General features: G+C 73.0%; 24 protein-coding genes and 3 pseudogenes. 11 read left to right on the forward strand and 16 right to left on the reverse strand.

What is annotated here, in order from left to right; translation table 11 throughout:
- Positions 1-290: 290 nt before the first annotated feature.
- From BJF79_RS63135 to BJF79_RS54305, 6 genes and pseudogenes are all read right to left on the reverse strand, one after another.
- The gene (locus BJF79_RS63135; RefSeq protein ID WP_262403033.1) at positions 291-545 is read right to left on the reverse strand and encodes a hypothetical protein; all 255 of its coding nucleotides are present in this window, start codon (positions 543-545) and stop codon (positions 291-293) included.
- Positions 485-826: a prenyltransferase/squalene oxidase repeat-containing protein gene (locus tag BJF79_RS63140; protein ID WP_262403034.1), complete on the reverse strand. Its 342-nt coding sequence runs from the start codon at positions 824-826 to the stop codon at positions 485-487. The genes BJF79_RS63135 and BJF79_RS63140 overlap by 61 nt, the downstream gene beginning before the upstream one ends.
- On the reverse strand, positions 733-1,962 hold the full coding sequence (locus BJF79_RS35250) for a hypothetical protein (protein ID WP_262403035.1): 1,230 nt from the start codon (positions 1,960-1,962) through the stop codon (positions 733-735). The genes BJF79_RS63140 and BJF79_RS35250 overlap by 94 nt, the downstream gene beginning before the upstream one ends.
- Positions 1,959-2,978, reverse strand: a complete 1,020-nt coding sequence (locus tag BJF79_RS54300) for a terpene synthase family protein (protein ID WP_262403036.1) — start codon at positions 2,976-2,978, stop codon at positions 1,959-1,961. The genes BJF79_RS35250 and BJF79_RS54300 overlap by 4 nt, the downstream gene beginning before the upstream one ends.
- Positions 2,978-4,350 (reverse strand): annotated as a pseudogene (locus BJF79_RS56305) (cytochrome P450). Before BJF79_RS56305 ends, BJF79_RS54300 begins: the two are co-directional and overlap by 1 nt.
- A 425-nt stretch (positions 4,351-4,775) precedes the next feature.
- Complete coding sequence (locus BJF79_RS54305; protein WP_143220660.1) at positions 4,776-5,123, reverse strand: hypothetical protein; 348 nt, start codon at positions 5,121-5,123, stop codon at positions 4,776-4,778.
- 110 nt (positions 5,124-5,233) lie between these two features.
- On the opposite strand from BJF79_RS54305, the pseudogene msrA reads away from it, so the two are divergent.
- A pseudogene (gene msrA, locus BJF79_RS35270) lies at positions 5,234-5,892 on the forward strand (peptide-methionine (S)-S-oxide reductase MsrA).
- On the forward strand, positions 5,885-6,271 hold the full coding sequence (locus tag BJF79_RS35275) for a hypothetical protein (RefSeq protein WP_075903934.1): 387 nt from the start codon (positions 5,885-5,887) through the stop codon (positions 6,269-6,271). Before msrA ends, BJF79_RS35275 begins: the two are co-directional and overlap by 8 nt.
- A gap of 56 nt (positions 6,272-6,327) precedes the next feature.
- Here the strand turns inward: BJF79_RS35275 and BJF79_RS35280 are convergent, their stop codons facing one another.
- The gene (locus BJF79_RS35280) at positions 6,328-6,927 is read right to left on the reverse strand and encodes a TetR/AcrR family transcriptional regulator C-terminal domain-containing protein (RefSeq protein WP_075903967.1); all 600 of its coding nucleotides are present in this window, start codon (positions 6,925-6,927) and stop codon (positions 6,328-6,330) included.
- Here BJF79_RS35280 and BJF79_RS63145 point away from each other — a divergent pair.
- A pseudogene (locus BJF79_RS63145) lies at positions 6,890-7,300 on the forward strand (DUF998 domain-containing protein); the annotation flags it as partial. The gene BJF79_RS35280 and the pseudogene BJF79_RS63145 overlap by 38 nt on opposite strands.
- Before the next feature lie 96 nt (positions 7,301-7,396).
- On the opposite strand, the gene BJF79_RS35290 reads toward BJF79_RS63145, so the two are convergent.
- The gene (locus tag BJF79_RS35290; RefSeq protein WP_075903936.1) at positions 7,397-7,987 is read right to left on the reverse strand and encodes a TetR/AcrR family transcriptional regulator; all 591 of its coding nucleotides are present in this window, start codon (positions 7,985-7,987) and stop codon (positions 7,397-7,399) included.
- 69 nt (positions 7,988-8,056) lie between these two features.
- Here BJF79_RS35290 and BJF79_RS35295 point away from each other — a divergent pair, with 69 nt between their 5' ends.
- The 3 genes from BJF79_RS35295 to BJF79_RS54310 are packed head-to-tail and all read left to right on the forward strand — an operon-like array spanning position 8,057 to position 9,580.
- Positions 8,057-8,908: an SDR family oxidoreductase gene (locus BJF79_RS35295; protein WP_075903968.1), complete on the forward strand. Its 852-nt coding sequence runs from the start codon at positions 8,057-8,059 to the stop codon at positions 8,906-8,908.
- A complete protein-coding gene (locus BJF79_RS35300; RefSeq protein WP_143220664.1) occupies positions 8,905-9,369 on the forward strand; it encodes a hypothetical protein in 465 nt (154 codons plus the stop codon). Before BJF79_RS35295 ends, BJF79_RS35300 begins: the two co-directional genes overlap by 4 nt.
- On the forward strand, positions 9,344-9,580 hold the full coding sequence (locus BJF79_RS54310) for a hypothetical protein (RefSeq protein ID WP_075903940.1): 237 nt from the start codon (positions 9,344-9,346) through the stop codon (positions 9,578-9,580). The genes BJF79_RS35300 and BJF79_RS54310 overlap by 26 nt, the downstream gene beginning before the upstream one ends.
- Here BJF79_RS54310 and BJF79_RS35310 read toward each other — a convergent pair.
- A complete protein-coding gene (locus BJF79_RS35310; RefSeq protein ID WP_075903941.1) occupies positions 9,559-10,233 on the reverse strand; it encodes a hypothetical protein in 675 nt (224 codons plus the stop codon). The genes BJF79_RS54310 and BJF79_RS35310 overlap by 22 nt on opposite strands.
- A gap of 156 nt (positions 10,234-10,389) precedes the next feature.
- Between BJF79_RS35310 and BJF79_RS63150 the strand changes: the two genes are divergently transcribed.
- Both BJF79_RS63150 and BJF79_RS35320 read left to right on the forward strand, forming a co-directional pair.
- Complete coding sequence (locus BJF79_RS63150; protein ID WP_075903943.1) at positions 10,390-11,496, forward strand: sensor histidine kinase; 1,107 nt, start codon at positions 10,390-10,392, stop codon at positions 11,494-11,496.
- Entirely contained in the window at positions 11,493-12,140 is a 648-nt protein-coding gene (locus tag BJF79_RS35320) for a response regulator (protein ID WP_075903945.1), read from the forward strand. Before BJF79_RS63150 ends, BJF79_RS35320 begins: the two co-directional genes overlap by 4 nt.
- Here BJF79_RS35320 and BJF79_RS35325 read toward each other — a convergent pair.
- From BJF79_RS35325 to BJF79_RS63170, 5 genes are all read right to left on the reverse strand, one after another.
- Positions 12,129-12,755: a TetR/AcrR family transcriptional regulator gene (locus tag BJF79_RS35325; RefSeq protein WP_075903947.1), complete on the reverse strand. Its 627-nt coding sequence runs from the start codon at positions 12,753-12,755 to the stop codon at positions 12,129-12,131. The two genes, BJF79_RS35320 and BJF79_RS35325, sit on opposite strands and share 12 nt — an antisense overlap.
- Before the next feature lie 69 nt (positions 12,756-12,824).
- Positions 12,825-14,369: an acyl-CoA carboxylase subunit beta gene (locus tag BJF79_RS63155; RefSeq protein WP_262403037.1), complete on the reverse strand. Its 1,545-nt coding sequence runs from the start codon at positions 14,367-14,369 to the stop codon at positions 12,825-12,827.
- Entirely contained in the window at positions 14,270-16,111 is a 1,842-nt protein-coding gene (locus tag BJF79_RS63160) for an acetyl/propionyl/methylcrotonyl-CoA carboxylase subunit alpha (RefSeq protein ID WP_262403038.1), read from the reverse strand. The genes BJF79_RS63155 and BJF79_RS63160 overlap by 100 nt, the downstream gene beginning before the upstream one ends.
- Positions 16,112-16,197: 86 nt before the next feature.
- Positions 16,198-16,863, reverse strand: coding sequence for a response regulator (locus tag BJF79_RS63165; RefSeq protein ID WP_075903949.1), 666 nt, complete (start codon positions 16,861-16,863; stop codon positions 16,198-16,200).
- On the reverse strand, positions 16,842-18,317 hold the full coding sequence (locus tag BJF79_RS63170; protein WP_262403039.1) for a sensor histidine kinase: 1,476 nt from the start codon (positions 18,315-18,317) through the stop codon (positions 16,842-16,844). The genes BJF79_RS63165 and BJF79_RS63170 overlap by 22 nt, the downstream gene beginning before the upstream one ends.
- Positions 18,318-18,503: 186 nt before the next feature.
- Here BJF79_RS63170 and BJF79_RS35345 point away from each other — a divergent pair, with 186 nt between their 5' ends.
- The 3 genes from BJF79_RS35345 (at position 18,504) to BJF79_RS35355 (ending at position 22,341) form a co-directional block, all read left to right on the forward strand.
- On the forward strand, positions 18,504-19,508 hold the full coding sequence (locus tag BJF79_RS35345; RefSeq protein ID WP_075903971.1) for a YbgA family protein: 1,005 nt from the start codon (positions 18,504-18,506) through the stop codon (positions 19,506-19,508).
- A 140-nt stretch (positions 19,509-19,648) separates the two neighbouring features.
- Positions 19,649-20,404: an ABC transporter ATP-binding protein gene (locus tag BJF79_RS35350; protein WP_075903950.1), complete on the forward strand. Its 756-nt coding sequence runs from the start codon at positions 19,649-19,651 to the stop codon at positions 20,402-20,404.
- A complete protein-coding gene (locus tag BJF79_RS35355) occupies positions 20,398-22,341 on the forward strand; it encodes an FtsX-like permease family protein (RefSeq protein ID WP_075903952.1) in 1,944 nt (647 codons plus the stop codon). Before BJF79_RS35350 ends, BJF79_RS35355 begins: the two co-directional genes overlap by 7 nt.
- A 337-nt stretch (positions 22,342-22,678) precedes the next feature.
- Here the strand turns inward: BJF79_RS35355 and BJF79_RS35360 are convergent, their stop codons facing one another.
- The gene (locus BJF79_RS35360; protein ID WP_143220666.1) at positions 22,679-23,590 is read right to left on the reverse strand and encodes a CU044_5270 family protein; all 912 of its coding nucleotides are present in this window, start codon (positions 23,588-23,590) and stop codon (positions 22,679-22,681) included.
- Positions 23,583-24,158 carry an RNA polymerase sigma factor gene (locus tag BJF79_RS35365; RefSeq protein WP_083734481.1) on the reverse strand — a complete coding sequence of 192 codons (576 nt, stop codon included), beginning with the start codon at positions 24,156-24,158 and terminating at the stop codon, positions 23,583-23,585. The genes BJF79_RS35360 and BJF79_RS35365 overlap by 8 nt, the downstream gene beginning before the upstream one ends.
- Positions 24,159-24,485 lie beyond the last annotated feature (327 nt).

The raw sequence follows: 24,485 nt of genomic DNA on the forward strand, positions 1-24,485 counted from the left end.
GCAGTGAGGGAAAGCAACAGGGCCGTGATCTTAGTTCTCAGGCGCGAGTTGCGGAAGCGCATTACTATCGCCCCAACAATTTGTGAATTGACTCGCAACCGCTTCCGCCTGGCTTAGCGGCACGGTCCGCAGAGGGTTCGGTGAGATGCAAGGGCGACCGCTAGCCGCCGTTCCATACGGCGTAGAAGACTAGCAACATGACCATACCCCCTCAAGGTGAACCGCCAACAACCACGGTTTTGTCGCATTTGAGAGGAGTATCGGGCAAGGCGGATGTGGCGGAATTCACCTCACCGAATGTCCTCGACCAGGGAGAGCGCCGCGACGATCGCCGCGCGGACGATCGCCCCGGGCCGGTACAGATCCTTGTCCTGCCACATCTCCGGTTCGTCGCCCGCGTCCGGCGGCGCGTCCAGCGCGCGCCGCAGGTGCGGCCGTCCCCGCTCGACCGCGCGCAGCACCGCCGCGTCGGGCGTCCCGCCGGTCAGCAGGAGCAGCTGGACGGCGTAGGCGTCTCCTCGGCCGTGCCCCGCCAGAGCCCCCACGAGCCGTCCGCCCGCTGCGACCCCAGCACCCAGCGGCGCGCCGCCGCGACCGCGCCCGCCGAGTCCGCGCCGCCGAACGCCGCCAGCGCCGTGGCCGCGCACGCCGTCGCGTAGAACGGCGACGCGTGCCAGCGGTCCGACCAGCTCCCGTCCGCGTCCTGCCGGCCGCGCAGCCAGCGGGCCGCCTTCAGCGCGGACGCCTCGTAGCGTGCGGTGGCCGCGGCGTCCGTGTCCGTGGCGTCCGGGGACGCCGCCAGGTACTGGCCGAACGCCTCCAGCACGTGCGCGTTCGTCGTGACGGAGTCGCCGTCCTCGCCCTGCCACGTGCAGAAATGCGTGTCCAGTTCGTAGGCGTGCAGCGCGTCGGGCGGGTGCGGCACGCCGAGCAGCGCCAGCGCGTACAGCGCCCCCGACGTCGTGTCGCGTCCGCCGGCAGGCCGTCCGCCGCCGCGGTGCCCAGCGGGCCGAGCGGCGCCGTCAGGCTCAGCACCAGTTCCGGCGGCACCGCGAACGGGACGCCCGCGCGCGCCAGCCACGCGAGCACCCACCCGCGCTCGAACACCGTCAGCGGGAAGCCGCACGGCACCGGGCCGCCGTGCTCGGCCACGACCGTCTCCAGGTACCAGCGCGCCGGGTTGCTCGGCTCGGCGGGCTCACGGCCCAGCCACACCGCGGCGGCGGCCGGGGACGCGCCGATCGTCCCGGTCGGTTCCGGGCGCAGCCGCGGCAGCCCGGCGGCCGCCTCCCCGGCGACCTCCAGCGCGTGCACCAGCTTCTGCGGCAGGTCCGCCCCGGATGCGAACAGCGACCGGACGAGGCCGAGCTTCGCGCCGTCCAGTCCCGCGGGGGCGCCCAGCGTGCGCCCGGCCCACGCCTTCAGGCCCGGCACCGGATGCTCCTGCAGCGTCTCCAGGGACGCGTTGATGCGCGCGACCAGCGCCGGTGCGATCAACTCGATCGCCGGAAGGTCGGGCAGGTCGAGGGACGCGGCGGACGGGCCGCACATCCGCGCGGCGATCGCGTCGAGCGCGCGACCGGCCGCCCGCGCGACCGTCGCATCGTCATCGGTCGCCGCGCCGTCGCCGCCCGTCCGGTCGGTGGTCAGGACGGACAGCAGCGCTTCGGCGGCGCTCAGCGTCGGGACGAGCGCGTATCCGTCGTCGGGCGCGCCCCACGTTCCGTCCGGGCGCTGCCGCGCGAGCAGGAACGCCACCCGCTCCGCGTGCCCGCTGAGCCACGGGGCGAACGTGATGAGCCGTCCCGTCTCGTACACCGAGGCGGACGACTGCCCCCAGGGGCGCGCGATCAGCCCGTCCACCAGCTCGCGGACGGCCACGGCGAGATCGGCGGCCGGCGGCCGGACGGACGTGAGGGAGGTGAGGGAGGTGCCGGCCAGCGGCCGGTCGTCAATGCTCACAGGGCGCCCCAGAAGTCGGTAACTCCGTAGAAGCCCGCACAGAAGTCCATCTGGCGTTCCATGTACGCCGCCAGTTCCGGCGCGGTCGCCGCCGCGTCCCGGAGCAGCGAGCGGGCCTCGCTGGTCAGCCCCCCGATCCGGTCCTCGACCTGCGCGCGGGTCCGGTCGAGCAGCAGCGCGTTGAGGTCGCCCCACTCCAGGTCCCGCTTGTACGTGCCGAGGTCGTTCAACAGCCGCACGACCCGCTGGACCGCCCGGCTCGCCTCCCGCACGGCGGCGACGTCCCCGCCGCCGCCGGAGGAGATCCAGTGTGACGCGAACACGAACGAGAACCCGAGATTGTCGGCGTTCGCGAGGTACTCCTCGAACGTCGGGCCGCCGCGTCGGCCGTCGGCGTCGGCGCCGCTGTTCGCGGCGGTCTCGGCGGCGCGGGCGGCCTTCCAGTCCCATTCGAGGGCCATCGCGTCGAGGACGCGGCGCAGTTCGTCCAGCCAGACGTCACCGAGCGCGCCGGACGCGGCGGCGCCCGCCAGCTCGTCCCGGACGTCGGCGAGGAACCGCAGCAGCTCGGCCTCGGCCGCGGTGCAGCCGTCGTCGACGGCGCCGGGCGCTTCGCCGCCCGCCACCGCGGCGCAGCGGCGGACGAGACCGTCCACCTCGGCGCGCGACGTCGCGGCGTAGTCGACCAGCCAGTCGAGCCCGAAGCACCACAGGCAGACCCGGTTCGCCATCCGCAGCCCGTCGGCGGTCAGGCCCGGCCCGCTGAACGCCGCGGCCAGCGCCAGCGTGCTGAACAGCGCCGGATCGAACGCCTTCGCGTCGTACAGCGCCGGATACTCGGCCGCCCAGGCGCGCATCTGCCGCTGCGACTGCCCCGCGACGGCGCAGATCGTCCCGGCCTCCATGGCCGGGGTGCGACTATGCGGAGGCTCCGCCGGTTCGCCCGGCGCCGTCTCCTGCGCGACTTCGACGACGACGGCGGCGCCGTTCGCGGACTCGTTCGGTGCCGGGGGCATCAGCGTTCCTCCGCGGGGTGCAGGAGTATCTGGAGCGGCTGGTTCGGACGGAGCGTCGCACCGATCCGCGCCTCGACCCGTCCCTCGGTCGACTGCAGTTCCGGGCGGAACCGGCTGAGGATGGACGTCAGGATCAGCTCCGCCTCCATGTTGAAGACGTGCCGCCCGATGCACTGGTGGGGGCCGCCCCCGAAGGGGAAGTAGGCGTAACGGTGGTAGGTGCGCGCCTTGTCGGGCGCGAAGCGCTCGGGCCGGAACTCCGTCGGGCGTTCCCACACCGATTCCAGGCGATGCGTCAGGAACGGGCTGATCAGCACCGTCTGCCCGCCTTCACCCGGACTCCGCCGATGCTGGTCTCCTTGAGCGCGATCCGCGGGAAGATCCAGCCCACCGGGTACATGCGCAGCAGCTCCTGCACGACCTGCTTCACGTACGGCAGTTCGTGCAGGTGCTCCGGACGGACGTCCTCGCCGGGGCCGACGACCGCGCGCACCTCGTCGCCGAGCCGCTCGGCCACGTCGGGACGTTCGGCGAGCAGCGGCCAGATCCAGGTCAGCGCCACCGTCGTGGTCTCGGTGCTGGTCGCCCACATCGCCAGCAGGTTGTCGCGGATCCACCCGTCGTCGAGGCCGCTGTCCTCGGTCATCCGGGCCTTGCAGAGGGCGGTGAAGATGTCGTATCCCTCGCCCGCGTCGTGCCTGAACCGGTCGACGAGCTCGTACAGCGTCTCGTCCATGATCTGCAGGCCCTCGGCGAAGGCGTGGTCGCCGGGCAGCGGGATCGACTTCGGGACGAACGGCATCAGGAAGCGGAACGCGATCGAGGTGGCGAGCCGCTCCATCGCGGGGATCATCCGGTCGGCCTCGGCCTGCCGGATCTTGTCGCCGAACAGCACCTTGATGACGGTGTCGTTGACGATCCGTCCCATCTCGGGCATGACCTCGATGGGCCGTCCCGCCCGGGCCGGCTCGTCCAGCTTCCCGACCGCCTCGTTGATCGCCCGCGCCATGTGCGCGCTCAGCGACCTGATGGTCTTGGTCGAGAACACCGGCTGCAGGATCCGCTTGGCGCGCTCCCACTCGTCGTACTCGGACATGATCCCGTCGCCGAACAGGCTGTGCAGGGGACGCCAGAACGTTCCGTCGCGGACGAAGTTCCCCGACTCTCCCCGCAACACCTGCTGCACGTGTTCGGGATCGGTGACGAGGAACGGCCGGGAGGCCCCGAGGTCCAGCCGTGCAACCTGCCCCCCGGCCGCACCGCTGATCCGCTGGATCTCCCGCAGCGGGTCCCGGGCGAGCCGCGTCAGCGTCTGATAGAGCGGAAAGTTCTTGGCTTTTCGGGCGGGAACCGCGCCAACGTCAACGGCCACTTCCGATTGCCCCTCGATCTGGAGTTGGACTGCTCGGTGTACGACGGACGGGCCGCCGCACGGCGACTTCGTCCGAGATGGGCGTTAGCGGGGTTTCTATCCACCCATGCGGAACTTGGGGTGTTTTGTAGCTTTCGCTGGGAGTATCACATGATCAATTACCTGCTTCAAGGGGCAAAGCGGAGGAAATTTCAAACACGACAGAGTGAGCTTTATCACTGACCGGGCACCTTGTCTCAACCTCCGAGACAGGCACGCGAAGCCTTCGCAGGTCAAAGGCGAACGAAAGGTCGATGTGACGTAGCGGAGTCAGATCAATGCGTACGGCAAACGTAACAAATCGGACAAATGGACCATCACAGCAAAGGTGAAGGTGTGGTCAATTCTTAGGAAAAGCCCGATGTCTGCTAAAGGCCGGCGAATCGTCAGCCGGTGGGGAGCAGCGGCGGCCACGTGAGCCGGCTCGTCACGCGGAACGCGCCGGAGAACGTCCGGCCGTCGCACCGCACCCGCACCGTGTGGGTGCCCGACTCGGTGCCCGTCCGCACGATCACCGACGCCGCGCCCCCGGCCAGGCGGGCCCGCGCGAACGCCGGGGACGACACCGCCCCCGCCTCGCACCCGGGCACCGAGACCTTCACCTCGTCGCCCGGCCGGGCCATGCCCGGCTCCACCGTGACGCCGCCGTGCCCGCCCGTCGTGGCCTCGCCCGCGGCGGGAACCGCCAGCCCCGCGGCGATGAGGGCGCCCCCCAACACAGTGACGCTGAGCACGCGCAACGAGACTCCTCGGATCGAAATGTGACGCCCGGCACTTTAGTCCCTCCCGCGCATTCGCTCCATAGAGTCCGCTGACGCCGCTTCCGAAGAGCTAACCTGAAGACATGTTCGGCCTAGCCAAGACCCAGATGGTCTCCCCGGAGAACGCGCTGCCCGGCCGGGACGAGCCCATCCCGGTGCCGCCGCGCCACGACGTCCTCGACGCGCCCCTCGCCCCGCCCTACCCGGACGCGCCCGGATCGCCGAGTTCGCCCTCGGCTGCTTCTGGGGCGCCGAACGCAAGTTCTGGCAGACCCCGGGCGTCGTTTCCACCGCCGCGGGCTACGAAGGCGGCCACACGCCCAACCCCACCTACGAAGAGGTCTGCAGCGGCCTGACCGGCCACACCGAGACCGTCCGCGTCGTCTTCGACCCGTCCCGGATCACCTACGCCGACCTGCTGCGCGTCTTCTGGGAGGCCCACGACCCCACCCAGGGCATGCGCCAGGGCAACGACGTCGGCACCCAGTACCGCTCCGCGATCTTCTACCGCGACGACGCCCAGCGCCGTGCCGCCGAAGCCTCCCGCGACGCCTACCAGACCGTCCTCACATCCGCCGGGCACGGCCCCATCACCACCGAGTTGACCCCGGCCGGCGACTTCTACTTCGCCGAGGACTACCACCAGCAGTACCTCTCGGACAACAAGAACCCGAACGGCTACTGCGGCATCGCCGGGACCGGTCTCTCCTGCCCCGTAGGCGTCGCCCCCGCGGATGGCTAGCGCGGGCTGGTACGGAGTCCGCTGCGTCTTCCGCTGGCCGCACGAGGACGAAGGGCTGTACGAGGAGAACGTCACCGTCTGGCGTGCGGCCTCCTTCGACGAGGCCATCGCCGAGGCCGAGGCCGAGGCGCGCGACTACGCGAATGCCACCGACGGGGCGTACCTGGACTTCGCGCAGGCGTACTTCATCGGAGCCGAGCCGCTCGCCGAAGGCTCCGAGGTCTTCTCGCTGATGCGCACGAGCGCGCTCCCGGCGGAGGAGTACGTCACCAGGCACTTCGACACCGGCCACGAGCGCCAGGGCCAGGTTGATCCGGATCGCGCCGGTCGGCGCATACGCGGCCGTTCCGGTGGGGGCGCCGACGCGAAACGCCCATAGTCCCGGTGGGCGGCGTCTCGGGCGGGGTCGGCGGACCTCCCTCTCCGTGGCGTGCGTCAGCGGCGGTAGGGGGCGGCCGCCGAGCCATGGGCGGCCTCGATGCCGTTGAGGAGCAGGGGCAGGCCGTCCTCGAAGGCGGCGGGGCCGTCGGGCGAGCCGCCCTCGCCGATGGCGGCCATGAGCGTGGGCGTCTCCGCCGCGGCGTCGGGTGAAGGGACCGGCTCGTCCGGACGGGCTTCGTGTGCCTGCTCCTCCAGCACGAAGCCGGTCACGAACGCGCCGATCGCGGTGATCGCGCGCATGGCCCCGATCGGGGCGAACCCCTGCCGTACCAGTGCCGCCAGCTCCCGGTCGAAGGCGGTAACGATCGAGGGGCCCGGGCTGGTTCCGGCGACGAGACGGGCGCCGTCCCGGTGGGCCGGCAGGACGCGGCGGCGCTCGCGTGCGCGCCGGACGAGCCGGTCGCGCCACGGTTCGCCCTCGTGCGGCGGGCCGAGATCATGCCGGGCCTGGACGGCGCGGGCCATCGCGTCGACGAGTTCCTGCTTGTTGCGGAAGTGCCAGTAGAGCGCGGGCGATCGTACGTCGAGCTTCGCGCTGGGCGAGCGCGGCCGGGTGATGATCGCGAACTTCGTCGTGACCGGCCTGCTGGTCATCGCGTTCGCCGTCGGACTGCGGCGGGTGCTCGTCGGACGGTACGGCGCGACGGCCGCGCCCGTTCTGGCGATGCTGTTCGGGGTCTGCCTGATCGTGGGCGGGGTGTTCGTCACCGACCCCAAGCCCGGTTACCCCGAGGGCGCCGTCGTCCCTGACGAGCCGACGCTGCACGGCACGGTCCACGACGCGAACCCGGTGCCGTTCTACCTGACGCTGATCGCGCTCGTTTGCGTTCTGGCCCGCCGCTTCGCGTCCGAGCCCGGTGGTCGCCCGTGGATGCGGTACTCCGTCGTCACGGCCGTGGCGATCCCGGTGAGGTTCGCGTTCGCGGCGTCGTCGTACGACGTGGAGTCCGGGCCGGGCGAGTTCCATGGGATGTGGCAGCGGGTCAACCTGGCGATCGGCCTCGGCTGGATCGCCGCCGTCGCCGTCCGCTACCTCCGGCGGGCGGTGGTGCGGCGCCCGTCGTCAGGGATTCGAGGCGGGGAGGGAGTCGAGCCAGTGGGTCAGGCGGGCGCCTTCGCGGGTCATGATGCCGGGGTCGCGCAGGGCGTTGGCCAGGAGGGACATGCCCTGGTAGCCGGCGACGAGGGTGAGGGCGAGGCCGTCCGGTTCGGGTAGGTCCAGTTCGCGGAACTGGCGCTCGACCCAGGCGAGGAGGACGCGGATGACCTTCGCCGCTTCGAGATCGAGGCCGCCGTTTGCGCGTTTGTCGAGTTCGGCCGCCAGGGTGCCGGTGGGGCAGCCGTAGCGGGCGGCGACGTCGCGCCGGGCGGTCCAGGCGTCGATCAGGGCCTTCAGGCGGTCGAGGGGGTCGGGCAGCTCGTCGAGTTCGTCCGTGAGCCGGGTCAGGTTGGCGGCGTGCTCGCCGAGGGCCGCTTGGACCAGGTCGTCCTTCGTCTTGAAGTAGTAGTACACGTTCCCGGCCGGGACGTCGGCGGCCTCGGCGATGTCGGCGATGGTGGTGCGCTCGACGCCCTGTTCGTGCAGGACGCGCGCGGCGGCGGCCGTCAGGCGGCGGCGCTTGTCGGTGGCCCTGGACCTCGTTGAGTCAGTCACCCAACTCACTTTAGTCGCGATCCGTGCTACGGTTCCGAGTTAGTTAGCTGACTCACTTAGGGAGTTGTGATGATCGTTGTGACCGGAGCCACCGGGACCGTCGGCCGGGACGTCGTGCGCCTGCTCATCGAGGCCGGGGAGAAGGTGACCGCCGTGTCGCGGCACATCGCCGACGCGCCGGACGGGGCCGTGCCGATGCGGGCCGATCTCGCGGACGCCGCGAGCCTGCGGCCCGCGCTGGAGGGGGCCGACGCGGTGTTCCTCTGCCCGGCCGGGGACCTGCTGACCGGGGCCGGGAGCCCGGCGGAGATCGTCGAGGCGATCGAGGCGGCGGGCGTGCGGCGGGTCGTCCTGCTCTCCTCGCAGGCGTCGGAGACGCGGCCGGAGGCGGTCTCGCACGCGCGGCTGCGCGAGTTCGAAGGGGTGCTCCGGGCGTCCGGCCCGCACTGGACGATCCTGCGGCCGGGCGGCTTCGCGTCCAACACGTACGCGCACATCCCGGGCGTCCGCGCCGATCGGACGGTCGCCGCGCCGTTCGGCGACGTGGGGTTGCCGCTCGTCGACCCGGCCGACATCGCCGAGGTCGCGGCGGCCGCGCTGCGGGACGGGCGGCACGACGGGCGCACGTACGTCCTGACGGGCCCGGCGGCGGTCACGCCGCGGGAGCAGGCCGCGGCGATCGGCGCCGCGATCGGTGTCGAGCTCGGCTTCACCGAGCTGACCCGCGAGCAGGCGATGGCCCGGTTGTCGCAGGTCATGCCCGTGCCGGTCGCGGAGGGCACCCTCGACATCATGGGCTCGCCGACGGACGCGGAACTCGCGATCAGCCCGCACGTCGAGGACGTCCTCGGGCGCGCCCCGCGGTCCTTCGCCGAGTGGGCCGGACGGAACGCCGCCGCGTTCGGCACCATGGCGGGGTGAGCTTCGGGACGTACGCGCGGCGGGTGCGCGCCGGGTCGCTGGACCCGCGCGACCGGCACATGGCGCTGCGGTGCGCGGTCGGCCGCTACCGTCCGCTGGGCTTCAACGCGACGTGGGCGTACGTGACGGCCGTCGCGCGTCCGCTGCCGGACGTCCGCCGCGACGTCCCCGCGCTGGTGCGGGCCCTCGACGTCCTGGAGGCGAGCCGGTCGGTCCGGCTGGCGGAGGACGCGGCGTTCGCGGCGGTGCGCCGGGCCGAGAAGGCGGCGGGCCGCCGGACGCCGTACGCGCCGCCGACCTGGCCGCCTTCGCCGGACGCGGTGGCCCGGCCGGACGGCGCCGTCCCGGGTGGGGCTCGTCGCGGTGGTGGCCGACCGGCGGCGGTGGTTCCGCCGCCTGCCCTTCCCGGACGAGTCGCTGCTGCCGGACGAGCGGGTGCGCGACCTCGCGGACCTGCGTGATCGGCTCGACGCGGCCGCCGCGGCGTATCTCGCGCGGCTCGGCGAACCGGACGGGGACGTTCGGGCGTCCGCCGCCGAGGCCGCGCGGGGGATCGAGGAGTTCGTGCGTCCCGGCTACGCGCCCCTGAACGTGTACGTGCTCCCGTGGCGGCGGTTCGCGGCGCTGCTCGGGTACGCGGCGGGCGCCGTTCAGCCGAGGGACGAGACGTAGGCGAGGGCACCGAGGGCCGCGGCGAGGGCGGCGGCGCGGGCGAGGGAGCGGGACGAGGGGCGCGGGGCGCTCCGGAGGGTGCGGATCCCGAGGGGGACGAACGCGGCGGCGAGCCCGGCGGCCGCCACGATCGAGAGCGGCGTGGTGCCCTTCAGGACGCCGAGGGGCAGCGCGGCCGTGAGCGCGAGGGCGAGCGCGCCGGGCGCGCCGAGCACGCCGGCCCGGTGGGCGCCGAGGGCGAGCAGCGGCCAGCCGAGCATGATCGCGAACGACGTGTAGTGGAAGACGTGGAAGCCGGTGTAGGAGGCGGCGACCGCGTCGGTCGCGGGGACGAGTCCCCGCACGTCGACGAGCTGGAACGCCAGGTGGTCGACGCCCGCGTGGAACGTCCGGGCGAACAGGCCGACGATCGTCAGCGCGCCGCCGAGCGCGGCCGTCCGGTCGAGGCCCGCCAGGTGGAGGACGGCCGGGCACAGGGCGATGGTGCCGACGGCGAACGCGCTGTAGGCGGTGGTGATGAGGGCCGGGTGCACGTCGTACGCGGCGAGCTGGTCGGGGAAGAAGAACGGGAAGCGCGCGCGCAGCAGGACGCCCGTCAGGAGGAGAAGCGGCCCTAGGAGGAGGGACGCGGCTGTGAGGTGCGTCTTCGTCATGGCCTAAACGGTCGTGGTTTCCGGCCCACGGCGAATCGGGCCGCTGTGGACGATTGCGATGTCGTCCCAGGCTGACTCTTGGGGGCGCTCCTCCTCCTGAAGGATGATCCACAGCGGGTTGATGTGCGGGTCGGACGTGCGGATACCGTTCGGCGCGTGGAAGGCCGCCGTTGGTACGTGCTCGATCTGGCCGCCGCGTTCGCGGTGGTGGCCGCGAACGTGTTCGTCGCCGGGAATCTCCTCAAGGACCGCGACGACTTCACGCCATGGTTCCTGGGGTCGCTGTTCGTTGCCCTTGGGCTCGGGTGCGTGGTGGTCGCACGTCGCCGTGGGGCCTTGCGTGCTTTGCAGGTTGCTTTGGGGCTGTCCGGGGCCGCCACCGTCGTGGGCTTGTTGTGGGAGCCGTTCGTGACGGTCGCGCTCGTCCTTTACCTGGTTGCCGTGCAGGGCGGGTCGCGGCGTGCGTTGGTGTGGTGCTGCGGTGTCGCACTGGGCGCGACCGTGCTGGGACAGGTCGTCCGTCCGCGATGGGAGTGGACGGTCGCCGCCGGGTGGGGTGCGGCGGCCGTCGGGCTTTGCGCGGGGCTGTGGACGATCGGACGGTTCGTCCGGGCGCGGCGGCTCGACGCCGACCTGCTCGAACGGCAGCGCGAGCGGCAGATCGTGATGGACGAACGGCTGCGGATCGCCCGCGAGATGCACGACGTGGTCACGCACGGCATGGGGCTCATCGCGGTCAAGTCGGGCATCGCCAACCACATCGCGGGGGAGCGGCCGGAGGAGGCGCGGGAGGCGCTGCGGGTCATCGAGGCCACCAGCCGCGAGGCGCTCGGCGAGATGCGCAGGCTGCTCGGGGTGCTGCGGGACGGTGCGGAGCCGCCCGCGCCCGGCCTAGCGGGGCTCGCGGGCATCGCCGAGCGCGTCCGGGCCGCGGGCGTCCGGGTGGAGTTGGCGGTGGAGTGCGGGGACGGACTGCCGGACGGCGTCGGGCTCGCCGTGCACCGGATCGTGCAGGAGGCGGTGACGAACGTCGTCAAGCACGCCGCCCCGGCGCGGTGCGAGGCGACCGTCCGCGATGATCGGGGCGTGGTGCGGATCGAGGTGACCGACGACGGGCCGGGCGGCGACGTGGGGCGGGGCGGGCACGGGCTGGTGGGGATGCGCGAGCGCGTCGCCGTCTACGGCGGCCGGTTCGAGGCGGGGCCGCTCCCGGGCGGGGGATTCCGCGTGGTCGCGACGCTGCCCTACGGGACGGACGCGTGACCGTCCGGGTGCTCGTCGCGGACGACCAGGCGCTGCTGCGCGGCAGCTTCCGCGCCCTGATCGACACCGCGCCGGGCCTGTCGGTCGTGGGGGAGGCGGCGGACGGCGCCGAGGCGGTGCGGGCCGCGCGCGAACTGCGTCCCGACGTGGTGCTGATGGACGTCCGGATGCCCGGCATGGACGGGATCGAGGCCACTCGGCTGATCCGTGGCGAGAGTGACGTTCGTGTCCTGATCCTGACGATGTTCGACCTCGACGCCTACGTGTTCGCGGCACTGCGGGCGGGGGCGAGCGGGTTCCTGCTCAAGGACGTCCCGCCCGCCGATCTGCTCGCGGCCGTGCACGTCGTCGCGTCCGGTGAGGGACTGCTCGCACCCACCGTGACCAGGCGGCTCATCGAGGAGTTCGCGCGGCGTCCCGAGCCCGGACGGGCGCCGGCGCGGCGACTGGACGGCGTCACGGGACGGGAACGCGAGGTGCTCGCCCTCGTCGGGCGCGGCCTGTCGAACGGCGAGATCGCCGAGCATCTGCATCTGACCCTGGCGACGGTGAAGACGTACGTGGGGCGTCTGCTGGCGAAACTGCATGCTCGGGACAGGGCGCAGTTGGTCATCGTCGCCTACGAGACGGGGCTAGTCCCCTGACGGTTCGGCGATGCCCAGCAGCCGCAGGTACATCGCCGTCAGGTGCTTTACCGTCTCGTCGTAGCCGGACGGGTTCGCCGCAATGTGGTGGGCGAACTGGGTGAAGATCCCGTAGGTGGCTTCCGCGATGACGTGCGGTGGGGCCGCCGGACGGGCCCGGCCGTGGGCGGTGAGCCGCTCGATGTACCGGGACGTCCGGTGCATCGGCCTTTCGCGTATCTCGCTCCAGATCGCGTGGATTCCGGGGTCGGCGAGGGCCTGGTGCTCGATGACCGTCAGCAGTTCGAGGTTGTCGGTGCAGGCCCGCAGGAAGGCCGCGCTGGACTCGCGCGCCAGTTCGTACGGGTCGTCCGCGTTCACGCCGGGAAGTTCGTGGGCGGCGAGGAACGCGTCCCGGACGCGCGACGCCACGGCCTCGAACACGTCGGCCTTGGACGCGAAGTAGATGTAGAACGCGGCGCGGGAGACCTCCGCCTCCCGCGTGATGTCGGCGACCGTGGTGCGGGCGTAGCCGTACCGGGAGAAAACCCGGGCGGCGCAGTCGAGAAGGAGGGAGCGGGTCTCGCTCTCCCTGCCTTCGCGGGCGGTGCGTGCCGCCCAGGGCGTCTTCGCCATATCGGTCCAGGCTATTGCCGGTCGCGGGCCTCGGAACCGGAACCGGTCCGGTTCCGGTTCCCGTGCCCGTCAGGGACGGGTGCCGAACGACGGGCGTCCGGCCAGTTCGGGCAGCAGCCGGTAGGCGTCGCGGACCCAGTCGCACAGCAGCGCGCGGCTGTCGCGCGGGTCGATGAGGTCCTGGACGCCGAACCGTTCGGCCGTCCGGAACGGCGAGGTGATCGCGGCGAGCTGCGCCCGGAGCCGTTCGAGTTCGCGTTCGGGGTCCTCGGCGCTCCGCAGGTGCGCGCGGAACGCCGCCTCGACGCCGCCCTGCACGGGGAGCGAACCCCAGTCGCCGGACGGCCACGCCCAGCTCCGTCCGGGCCGGTGCCGGTTCACGATCCCGGCCCCGCCCACGCCGTACACGCGCCGCAGGATCAGCTCGGCCTGGGGGACTCTCGCCTGGTAGACGGCCGCGATGGCGCGGGCGCCGTGCCGGATGGTCGCGCGCCGCTCGGCGGACGACCCGATGGTCATCCCGGCCTGGTCGGTGAGGCTGACGACCGGCAGGTGGAACGTCTCGCACAGATCGACCAGGCGGGTGATCGCCTGCGCGCCCTCCACCGACATCGTGGCGCCCTTGAACGGGTCGGCGGCGATCACCCCGACCGGACGGCCGTCCAGCCGCGCCAGCGCCGTGACCGTCGCGCCCCCGTACTCGGCGTACCGGAACACCGAACCCGCGTCGAACACGGCGTCCAGGATCGGGTCGATGCGGTACGGCGCGCGCGGGTCGCGCGGGACGGCCGTCAGCAGGTCGTCGGCGCGGCGGTCGGCGGGATCGGTGCCGGGGCGGACGGGCGGGAGCTCGAACACGCTGCCCGGCAGGTACGACAGGAACCGCCGGACGACGTCGAAGGCGGCCTCTTCGGTGGGCACGAAGCGCTCGATCGCGCCGTTGCCCCGGTGGATCGCCGCGCCGCCGAGCTCCTCCTTCGTGAGGTCCTCGCCGGTGCCGCCGCGCACGACCGGCGGGCCGGCGGTGAACAGCTGCCCGATGCCCTCCACCATGACCGACAAGTGCGACATGACGAGCCGGGCGGCGCCGAGCCCCACGGTCGGGCCGAGGCACGCGGCGACCACCGGGACCAGCGACATGTTGTCCACGACCGCGTCCCACGCCGGGTTCACCGGCAGGTACGTGAACCCGGCCTCGGTCGCCATCTTGACGCTGCCGCCGCCGCTCGCGCCGTCCAGCAGCCGGACGACCGGCAGCCGCATGTCCCGCGCGTACTCCTCGGAATACACCTGTTTGGCGTGGATCGCCGCATCTCCCGACCCGCCCCGGCCGGTGAAGTCGTCCGCGCCCAGCACGACCTTGCGGCCGTCGATCCGGGCCGTCCCGGCCACGAAGTTCGCGGGCAGCAGCGCGGCGAGCCGCCCGTCCCCGTCGTGCTCGGCGAACCCGGTGAGCGACCCGATCTCGGCGAAGCTTCCGGGATCGGCCAGGAGCCCGATGCGCTCCCGGACGGTCAGCCGTCCCGACGCGTGCTGCGCGCGACCTTCTCCGGCCCGCCCATACGCTGGGCGAACTCCCGGCGGCGATGGATCTCCTCGACCTCGGCCGCCCACCCGCCGTCGGCCGCCGCGTGCTCCTCGGCCGCCCCGGTCGCGTCGGCCGCGACGTCGGCCGGTTCGACGAAGAGCAGGGGCGCGCCCTCGTCGACCAGATCGCCCTTCGCCGGGACGACCTTCCGGACGATCCCGCCCGAATCCGCCCGCACGACGTGCTCCATCTTCATGGACTCCAGGACCATGAGCCGGGCACCCGGCGCGACCCGATCGCCCTCGGCCGCTTCGAGGCCGACGACCGTGCCCTGCATGGGCGCGACGATGGCGTCCGTTCCCTCCGGCGCGGTGACCGCCGCCGTGGGCGCCGGGGCGGTTTCCTCCCCGGTCTCCTCTCCGGTTTCCTCCCCGGTTTCCTCTTCGGCTTGCTCGAAGTACAGGCGTCGGTGGTCGCCTTCGAGCAGTTCGGTCAGATGGTCGGCGACGAACGTCGTGGTCCAGTTCGCCTCTGCGACGTCCGGATGCCGAAGGAGGCTTTGCAGTAGCGGAATGCTGGTCGGCACCCCGTCCACCTGGAACTCGCTCAAGGCACCGTAGGCCCGGGCCAAGGCTGCCTCGAACGTGCTCCCACGCGTGATGACCTTCGCGATGAGCGAGTCGTACCGCGAACTCGTCCGGTATCCGGGGTAGCCGTATGTGTCGACCCGCACCCCGGGGCCGGTAGGCGGGACGAACGCGGCGAGCGTCCCCGAACGCGGACGCGGCGCGCCATCGGCGTCGAGGGTCTCCAGATTCACGCGGACCTGCACGGCGAAGCCGTCCGGCCGTCCCGGCGTCCGGTCGAGGCCGATTTCTTGCAGGGACGCACCGTCCGCGAGCCTGATCTGCGCTTGCACCAGGTCAATGCCCGTGACCTCCTCGGTCACCGTGTGCTCGACCTGGAGACGTGGATTCGCCTCGATGAACCAGAACCCGTCGGCCCGCACGAGGAACTCGAACGTGCCGAGGCCCTCGTATCGGACTTCTTCGGCCATCCGAACGGCCGCGTCCAGCAGCCGTTCCCGCACGTCCTCGGGCAGCCCGGGGCTCGGGGCGAACTCCACGAGCTTCTGGTGACGGCGCTGCAGACCGCAGTCTCGATCCCACAGATGCCGAACCGTCCCGGACCCGTCCCCCGCGATCTGCACCTCGATGTGCCGAACCGACGTGAGGAGCCGCTCCACGTACAGGTCGCCGTTCCCGAACGCCTGCAGGGCCTCCGAACGGCACCGCTCGAACGACTCGTCCAGCCCGACCGGATCGCCGACGGCCCGCATTCCGCGTCCGCCGCCGCCCGCGAGGGCCTTCAGCATCACCGGACCGTGCTCGTCCGCGAACGCCCGCGCCTCCGCGAGCGTCGTCGCGGCGCGCGTCCCCGGGACGACCGGCACCCCGAGCCGCATCGCGAGGTCGCGGGCCCGCGACTTGTCGCCGAACAGCTCCAGCAGTTCCGGGCGGGGCCCGACGAACGTCAGCCCCTCCGCCGCGCATCCGCGCGCGAACTCCGCGTTCTCGCTGAGGAACCCGTAGCCGGGATGGACGGCGTCGCACCCCGCGTCGCGCGCGGCCGCCACGAGCGCCTCGACGTCCAGGTAGGCGGCGACGCCCTCGCCGGGCAGCTCGCGCGCCGCGTCGGCGATCCGCGTGTGCAGCGAGCCCGCGTCGTCCCGCGGGTGCACGGCGACGGACCGTACCCCGAGCTGGGCGGCGGCCCGCGCGATCCGGACGGCGATCTCTCCCCGGTTGGCCACCAAGATCCCGTGCATACCGCCCTCACCTGCGCGTTGACACCAACGTCAACGCCATCATCGGCCCCGCGCGCCGCCCCGGGCAAGTGTGCGGCGGCACACGATCACGTGGTCGCGGTGTTGCGCAGGTGAGCGAGGACGGCCAGGACGCGGCGGTTCGTGTCCTCGGTGAGGGGCAGGTCGAGTTTCCCGAGGATGCTGCCGACGTGCTTGCCCACGGTGACCTCCGCGACCACGAGCCGCCGCGCGATCGCCGTGTTGGAGTGCCCCTCCGCCATCAGCGCGAGGACCTCCCGTTCCCGCGCGGACAGCCGCGCCAGCGGGTCCTCGCTGCGGCGCAGCAGTTGCCGCACGACGGACGGGTCGACGACCGTGCCGCCGTCCACGACCTGCCGCAGCGCGGCCGCGAACTCCTCGACGTCGACGACGCGGTCCTTCAGCAGGTAGCCGGTCCGGGCGCCCGCGTGCGAGTCGAGCAGCTCGCCCGCGTAGCTCAGCTCCACGTACTGGCTGAGCGCGACGACGGCGAGGCCGGGCCTGGTCGCGCGCAGTTCCACGGCCGCGCGCAGGCCCTCGTCGCCGAAGCCGGGCGGCATCCGGATGTCGGTCACGACCAGGTCGGGTTCGTGCACCGCCACCGCGTCCATGAGCGCCTCGGCCGTCCCGACCGCGGCCAGGACCTCGAAACCGAACCGCGCGAGCAGGCCCGCGAGCCCCTCCCGCAGCAACACGCCGTCCTCGGCGAGGACTACCCGGATGGTCGGCTGCAAGGCAACTCCACGCGCAGGACGGTCGGCCCTCCGGCCGGACTGGACAGCAGCATTCTCCCGTCGACGACCGCGACCCGGTCGGCGAGGCCCGTCAGGCCCGTGCCGAGGGCCGGGTCGGCGCCGCCGCGCCCGTCGTCCTCGACCTCCAGGGCGAGCACGCCGTCGGCACGGAGCAGGACGGACACGCGGGCGCGCGTCGCGCGGCTGTGCTTGGCGATGTTGGCCAGTGCCTCGGCGGCCACGAAGTACGCGGTGCCCTCCTCGTGCCGGGCGAGCCGCCCCGGCAGGTCGGCCCGGACCGTCACCGGCACCGGGGACCGGTCGGCGAGCTCCCGCAGGGCCGCGGGCAGGCCCCGGTCCGTCAGCACCCGGGGATGGATCCCGCGGATCAGCTCCCGCAGCTCGTCCATCAGCAGCTTCGCCTGCGCGTGCGCCTCGGCGACGCTGCGCCCGGCGTCCGAGTCGGGCGGGAGGTCGACGCGGGCGAGGCCGAGCTGCAGCGTCAGGCCGAGGAGCCGCTGCTGCGCGCCGTCGTGCAGGTCGCGCTCGATCCGGCGGCGTTCCGCCTCGAACGCGTCCACCAGCCGGGCCCGCGACCGGGAGACCTCGACGAGTTCCGCCCGCAGCCGCTCGTCGCGGCCGCGTCCGAGCAGCGCGCGCGCCACCGTCCCGTGCGCGCCCGCGAGGAGAGCGGCCAGGTACGGGAGGACGGCGAGGAGCGCGACCCCGGCGAGCGCGTACGGGACCGCGTCCGTGGGCGTGGCGACCTCGGCCGTACCGAGTGCGACCGGCCGTCCGGCGCCGCGGGCGAGCAGCGGGCTGAGCAGCAGCCCGGCCACGCCCAGGACGAACACCAGGAACGCCCCGTACAGGACGGGCGCCACGGTGACCAGCAGGAACGCGTACCCCATCTCCCGCCAGACCGCCGCTTCGCGGTACCGGACGGGCGACCACGGCCAGAGATCCGCGCCGGTCGCGCTCGCCGCGCGTGCGCGCGCGGGAAGGACGGGACGGTCGTCGACCAGCCGCAACCGGCGGCGTTCGACCTCGGCGAGCGGCAGCGCCACCAGCGGGCCGATCCCCGCGACGAGCAGGACCCCGAGCGCCCCCAGCAGGAGCCGCGCACCGACGCCGTGCGGCGACGAGAGCGCTTCCGTCCACGGCAGCACGAGCAGACCGAAGGGCACGGCCGCCGCCAGCATGGGGATCGGGGTCGTGAGCAGATACCCCGCGCAGCGCCACGGCCAGGACGTCAGGAGGAACCGGCGTCTGGCCGCCGATTCCAGCGCGGTCGACGGTCGGCCGTCTCCACCGGGCTCGGCGCCGTCTCTCCCCGTACTCCGGACGAGCCGCGCGGACGACGTCGCCGAACGGCCGTCGGCGTCCTGGGCCTGGACGACGAGTCCGGCCTCGCCGCCGGGGCTCTCCGGTGCGGCGGGGGAGTCGTTCGCCATCACATTGCCCGACAGTACCCGCACCGGACGGCCCGCGACCGGGCCCGGCGCTTCGCGGCGGCGGCAGGCGATTGCCCTCGCCCAATACGGGCACCTCACCCAACGGGAGACAGCCGACCGGCCGGGCGTCCCGCCCGGCACCGGAAAAGCACGCACCGCCGTCGGGATGCGCGGGATGCCATGACCATGCCTGCTTCAGCGACCAGCAGCACATCGACCCCGGGGGCCCGGGAGCATCCGCGGCCCCGGCTGGGGGTGTCGAGCTGCCTGCTCGGCGCGTCCGTCCGCTACAACGGCGGCCACAGCCGGGACCGTTTCCTCACCGGCCTGCTGTCCGGGCACGTCGACTGGATACCGGTCTGCCCGGAAATGGAGATCGGCCTCGGCGCGCCCCGGCCCGCGATGCGGCTGCGCACCGACGGGCACATCGTCACCAAGGACGAGACCGCCGACCACACCGCCGCCATGAGCGACCTCGCCGATCACCGGATCGACGACCTCGGCGACCTGGACGGCTACGTGCTGAAGGCCCGCTCGCCGAGTTGCGGTCTGTTCAACCTGCCCCGCTACGCCTCCGGGCGGCCGGGCGAGCGCACCGACGGGCAACCGGTCGACCGCACCGGCCGCGGCGTGTTCGCCGCCCGGATCCGCGCCGCCCTGCCCGACCTGCCCATCGAGGAGGACGGCCGGCTGAACGACCCGGTGCTGCGCGAGCACTTCGTCGAGCGCGTGTTCGCCCACGCCCGGCTCCGCGTGTTCTTCGCCTCCGACTGGCGGCCCCGCGACCTGGTCGCCTTCCACAGCAGGCACAAGATGCAACTGCTCGCGCACACGCCCGAGGGATACCGCGAGACCGGACGCATCGCCGCCCGCGCCGGCGACCGTCCCAGGGCCGACCTGGAGGACGACTACCGCCGGGCGTTCGCCGCCGCCCTCGCCGTCCGCGCGGGCCGGGGCCGCCACACCAACGCGCTCCAGCACCTGCTCGGCTTCATCGGCGACGGCCTCGACCCGACGCGGCGCCACGACATCCTCACCGCGATCGACTCCTACCGCCGGGGACGGGCGCCGCTCAGCGTCCCCATCGCGCTGCTGCGCCACCACGCCGAAGGCGAACACCTCCGCTACGTCGCCGACCAGACCTACCTCGACCCGTTCCCCGACGACCTCGTCCTGCGCCACCACCTGTGATCACCCCGGTGAGGCCCTGAAGCGCCGCCTTCCCGGCTGACATGGTTATGCCTAGCCATACCTCCAAGATGGTGGCCAGACATGATCCGGCCGCCACGCCTCCGCTGGTTCCTTGGAAGGCGGATGCGAGGAGGCATGACATGTCGATCACACCGATGGCCGGGGTCCCGGCGTCCGAACTGCGCGGAGTGATCCGTGATCACGGGGGCGGGAACGCGCGGGTCCGCGCTCTCGACGGGGTCAGCATGGCCTTTCCCGCCGGATCGTGGACGGCCGTCATGGGCCCGTCCGGGTCCGGGAAATCGACGTTGCTGCACTGCGCCGCAGGGCTCGACCGGGTCGACGGCGGCCACGTGTTCCTCGCCGGGCAGGACATTACCTGGGCGCCCGACCACGTGCTCACCGGGCTGCGCCGCCGCACCATGGGGTTCATCTTCCAGAGCTTCAACCTGATCGGCTCGCTGACCGCCGAACAGAACGTGGCGCTCCCGCTGAAACTCGCCGGCCTCCGGGTGTCCCGCGCGGACGTCCACGCCGTGCTCGCCTCCGTCGGGCTCGGCGACCGGCTGAGACACCGGCCCCGAGAACTCTCCGGCGGCCAGCAGCAACGGGTGGCGATCGCCCGCGCGATGGCCACCAGACCCGCCGTCCTGTTCGCCGACGAGCCCACCGGCGCCCTCGACTCCGCGTCCGCGCGCACCGTCCTGACCCTGCTCCGCCGGATGGTCGACCAGGAAGGGCAGACGGTCGCGATGGTCACCCACGACCCGGCCGCCGCCGCCCGTGCCGACGCGGTCGTGTTCCTGGCCGACGGACGGCTCGTCGACCGCCTCGAACATCCGACCGCCCGTGCCGTCGCCGAACGCCTCGCCCTGCTGGAGGCCGCACCGTGCTGACGGTCTCCCTGCACACCTTCCGCGAGCATCGGCGCCTGTTCGCGTGGGCCATCACCGCGGTCGCGCTCGGCGTGGCTCTCGTCCAGGCGTCCCTCCTGGTCATGATCGCCACCGACCGTGCACCGCTCCCACCCGGCATCACGGGCCGCGCCAGGGAACAACTCCGCGAGGACTACGCCGGAGCCGCCACCGTCCTCGGCATGACGCTCATGCTGGCGACCTTCCTCACCGTCTTCATCGTCAGCTCGACCTTCGCCTTCACGGTGGCGCAGCGCCGCCGCGAACTCGCCCTGCTCCGCCTCCTCGGCGGAGGGCGCGCCGGGCTCGTCGGGTTGCTGCTGGGGGAGGCGCTGCTGCTCGGCCTGGCCGGCACCGCCATCGGCATCATCGCCGGAATCCCGGCGATGTGGCTGCAGTCCTGGCTGATGATCCGCCTCGGTTTCCTGCCGGACGGCTTCGCCCCCGGGTGGGACGCGGGCGTGCTCGTCGCTTCGCCCTGCGTCGGTGTCGGGGTCTCCCTCATCGGGGTCCTCGCCGCCGCGCGCCGCGCCGCCAAGGTCCGTCCGCTGGACGCCCTGCGCGATGTCGGTGCCGCCGCCCGGGTGATGACGCCGGCCCGGTGGCTGTCGGGAGTGTCCTGCCTCGCCTTCACCATCTGGATGGCGACCCTCGCCCAGTCGGCCGATCTGCTCGGCGCGCTCCTCCTGGGCATCGGCATCTCGATCATGGGGTCGGTGGCCCTCAGCGCGCTCAGCCCGCTCGTCGTGCCGCTCGTCGGCCGCGTCCTCGGCGGCCTCCTGCGCCGCAGCGTCCTCGGCGAACTCGCCCAGGCCAACCTGCGCGACGGCGTGCGGCGCAGCGCCTCCACCGCCGCCCCGCTCATCGTGCTCGTCGCCCTGCTCGTCGGCCTCACCGGCACGCTCGGCTCGCTCGCGCTCATGGCCGGAGAGGAACAGCGGCGCCTGGTCGACGGCGACCTCGTGGTCGCTTCCACAGGCGCCGAAGCCGAACGCATCGGGTCCGTCCCCGGAGTCGCCGCGGCGTCCACCGAACTGTCCGTCGACATGAGCGTGCGGGTCCGCCACCATGTGGCGGGCCGAACGGCCCGCCGCACCCACTACGCCGGAATCATCGCCGTCGACTCCGCCGCCTACCGCCGAACACATCACCTGCGGGCCGGCACGGGCTCCCTGAAACGCCTGCACGGCCGCACCATCGCGATCGGACCGGGCCTCGCCACCGAGGGAATCCGCGTCGGTTCCACCGCCACCGCGAAGATCGACGGCCGCAAAGTCCGCCTGAAGGTCGTCGCGGCCCTTCCCGCGACCTTGGAGAACTACTCCGAACGCTTCCTGCTGCCCCGAGAACTCGTCCCCGCCCGGATCCGCGCCGCCGCCCCCGCCCGGACGGTCGTCCAGACGGCTCCCGGAGCCTCCAGGGGCGCGGTCGCGGCCGCCATCCGAAGATCCGGCCTCGGCGAGGTGCAGACGGTCGCCGAATGGTCCGATGACAGAGCCGCCGCCCAGCAGCGCATGAACATCGGCATTCTGGCCGTCCTGATGGGCATGGCGGGCGGCTACGCGGCCGTCGCGGTCGTCAACGCCGTCGTCATCGCCGGAAGCGAACGCCGCACCGAGTTCGCCGCGGCCCGCGTGGCGGGACTGACCCGCGCCCAGGTCGTCCGCGCCGCCCTGATCGAGTCCTGGGCGGTCACCGCGATCGGGCTCGCCCTCGGCTGCGTCGTGGCCGCCGGAGCCCTGTCCGGCATGCTCGCCGCGTCCCTGCGCGCCGTCGACCGCCCCCTCGTCGCCGTCCCCTGGACCCTCCTGGCCGCCATCACCCTCTCGGCCTTCGCCGTGACCGGCCTCGCCTCCGTCTGGACCACCCGCACCGCCACCCGCGCCGCCCCCGTAACCGAACTGGCGGCCCGCGAGTAAACCCCCGCCCGGGGCCTCCCGGCAAGCAATCCGTCACCCCGCCGCAGGGCCTGCCGGGGATGGGGTGCCACTGCGTCACGGGGCCTGCCGGGGATGGGGTGTCTCCGTGTCACGGGGCCTGCCGGGGAGGGAGGTGTGTCCTTGCTGTGGCGGGCCTGCCGGGGGGCGGGGGCATCGCGCCGTGGGGCTGTCGCCGGGGTGAGGTGCGGGTTTGTCCCTGGGGCCTGGTTGTGGGGGAGTGCCGTGCTGCCGCTGCGCGCTCGTGCGGGGGCGCTGCTGCGATCCGCGCGTGCGGGCAGCGGCAGGCGGTCGGCCTTCGGGAGGTCGGGTCGGTCGGTCAGTCTTCGGTCGGGGTGTGCTGCTCGTCCAGCGGGACGGTCCGCGCCTCGGGCAGCGTGTCCGTCCATTCGCCCCGCGTCGTCGTGACGCCCGTGCTCCAGCCGTCGAACTGGGTGAACGCCTCGGTGCTCACCCGCGCGTTGGCGGGGTCGACGATCAGCCTGGTTCCGGCGCCTCCGTAGGAGAACTCCAGCCGGTGCCCGTCCTCGCCCTTGCCGAGGTCCTTGATGTGCGGCAGCGTCGCCAGCGCCCGGAACGCGGCGGCACGGACCTTCGGTGCGGACGGCCACGTGTTGATCAGGCTCAGCAGCATGGCGACCATGACGCCGGTCTTCTCGTCGGCGCCGGGGGCCGGCAGTCCCTCCTCTTCGGGGGGCGGCCGCTGGGCGTCGAGGACGGCCTTCAGCCGCTCCGGGTCGGTGGGCAGCTTCGCGACCTCGTCGAACGTCAGGCCGAACCGGTCCGCCGACGTCGGCGTTCCGGCGGGGACCTTGCTGATCAGCCCGGGCTTGCTGCTGACCCAGGTCTGCCCGTCGCGCCGCCGCCAGGTGGTCGACGAGGTGCCGTCCGGGGACGTTTCCGTGACCCGCCAGTAGGTACCGGATCCCTGGGGCTGGGTCTCCGCGGTGTCCGCGGCCGCGAGGAGGACCGCACGCCCGTCCAGCGCCGCCGACGACGGCGGCGTGCCGTCCGGGGAGCCGACGCCGGGGACGACGACCACCGCTGCGGCCGCGGCCGCCGCCACGCCGATCGTGGCCAGGGCGAGCACCGGCTTGCGGAGCACCCGCCGCCGGGACCGGGACGCGGGGGCGTCCATCGTCGCGCGCAGCGTCCTCATGCTGCGGTCGATGGTCTCCTGGGAGGGGTCGGGTTCGTCCAGCAGCGTCCCGAGCAGTCGCATCTCATCCATGCGGGTTCTCCTGTTCGATCGCTTTGTGCAGCTTCTTGCGGGCGCGGCTGAGCCGGGAGCCCACCGTCCCCTGGGGGACGCCCAGCGCCTGGGCGACCTCGTCGTAGCCGAGGCCGCCGAGCGCGACCAGCAGCACGACGTCGCGTTCGCCCTGGTTCAGCCGGGTGAGGGCCTTGGCCAGCGCGGGCCGCATCCGGGCGGCCGCCACCGAGGTGAGGACGCGGTCCTCGTGGCCGCCCGCGACGGTGGAGTCCGTCACCGTGCGGGCGAGGGCCCGGTAGCGGCGGGCCTCCGTGCGGCGGTGCCTGGCGATGAGGTTGGTCGCGATCCCGAACAGCCAGGACCGCAGGGTGCCGCGCTCCGGGTCGAACCGGTCGCGGCCGCCGAAGGCGACGCAGAACGTTTCGGCGGCGACGTCCTCCGCCTCCTGGGCGCCCAAGCGGCTCGCCGCGTAGCGGTAGATGTCGCGGAAGTACCGTTCGTGGACGGCGCTGAACCGGCCGGGGTCGCGCCGGAACGCCTCGGCCAGGTCGGCGTCGGAGGCCCGTTCACCGACCTCGGCGGTCACGTTGCTTCTTCCGTCATGGTGAACCTCTCACGGGGGTGCGCTCGACTGTCCCCCATGGTTCGCCGAGCCCCGGAAACGTCTTCCAAGCGAGCCCGGGCAGTGGCGTGGCGGCGGTCGCGGCTTCGGCTCTACCCGGAAAGATCGTATTTCGCGCACCAAAAAAGGACCTCCCGGAAAGGGAGGTCCTTTTTGGATCTCGATCAGAAGTTCATCAGTACGGCAGGAGGCGCCCGGACGGCGTCCTGAGATCGGGCTGGCTCGGTTGACGTGGAGGCTTGGGGCGTTTGATGAGCTGCTGCCGTGCCATGGTGATCATCTCCCCCGTAG

The sequence above is a fragment of the Actinomadura sp. CNU-125 genome (assembly GCF_001942465.1).
Lineage (GTDB): Bacteria > Actinomycetota > Actinomycetes > Streptosporangiales > Streptosporangiaceae > Spirillospora.

Excerpts from the sequence above, each read along its gene's own strand:
- BJF79_RS63170 (WP_262403039.1), bottom strand. The coding sequence starts at position 18,317 with ATGGCGAACGACTCCCCCGCCGCACCGGAGAGCCCCGGCGGCGAGGCC.
- BJF79_RS35350 (WP_075903950.1), top strand. The coding sequence starts at position 19,649 with ATGTCGATCACACCGATGGCCGGGGTCCCGGCGTCCGAACTGCGCGGA.
- BJF79_RS35310 (WP_075903941.1), bottom strand. The coding sequence starts at position 10,233 with ATGACGAAGACGCACCTCACAGCCGCGTCCCTCCTCCTAGGGCCGCTT.
- BJF79_RS35280 (WP_075903967.1), bottom strand. The coding sequence starts at position 6,927 with ATGACCAGCAGGCCGGTCACGACGAAGTTCGCGATCATCACCCGGCCG.
- BJF79_RS35345 (WP_075903971.1), top strand. The coding sequence starts at position 18,504 with ATGCCTGCTTCAGCGACCAGCAGCACATCGACCCCGGGGGCCCGGGAG.
- BJF79_RS63160 (WP_262403038.1), bottom strand. The coding sequence starts at position 16,111 with ATGCACGGGATCTTGGTGGCCAACCGGGGAGAGATCGCCGTCCGGATC.
- BJF79_RS35360 (WP_143220666.1), bottom strand. The coding sequence starts at position 23,590 with ATGGATGAGATGCGACTGCTCGGGACGCTGCTGGACGAACCCGACCCC.
- BJF79_RS35275 (WP_075903934.1), top strand. The coding sequence starts at position 5,885 with ATGGCTAGCGCGGGCTGGTACGGAGTCCGCTGCGTCTTCCGCTGGCCG.
- BJF79_RS54300 (WP_262403036.1), bottom strand. The coding sequence starts at position 2,978 with ATGCCCCCGGCACCGAACGAGTCCGCGAACGGCGCCGCCGTCGTCGTC.
- BJF79_RS35295 (WP_075903968.1), top strand. The coding sequence starts at position 8,057 with ATGATCGTTGTGACCGGAGCCACCGGGACCGTCGGCCGGGACGTCGTG.
- BJF79_RS35325 (WP_075903947.1), bottom strand. The coding sequence starts at position 12,755 with ATGGCGAAGACGCCCTGGGCGGCACGCACCGCCCGCGAAGGCAGGGAG.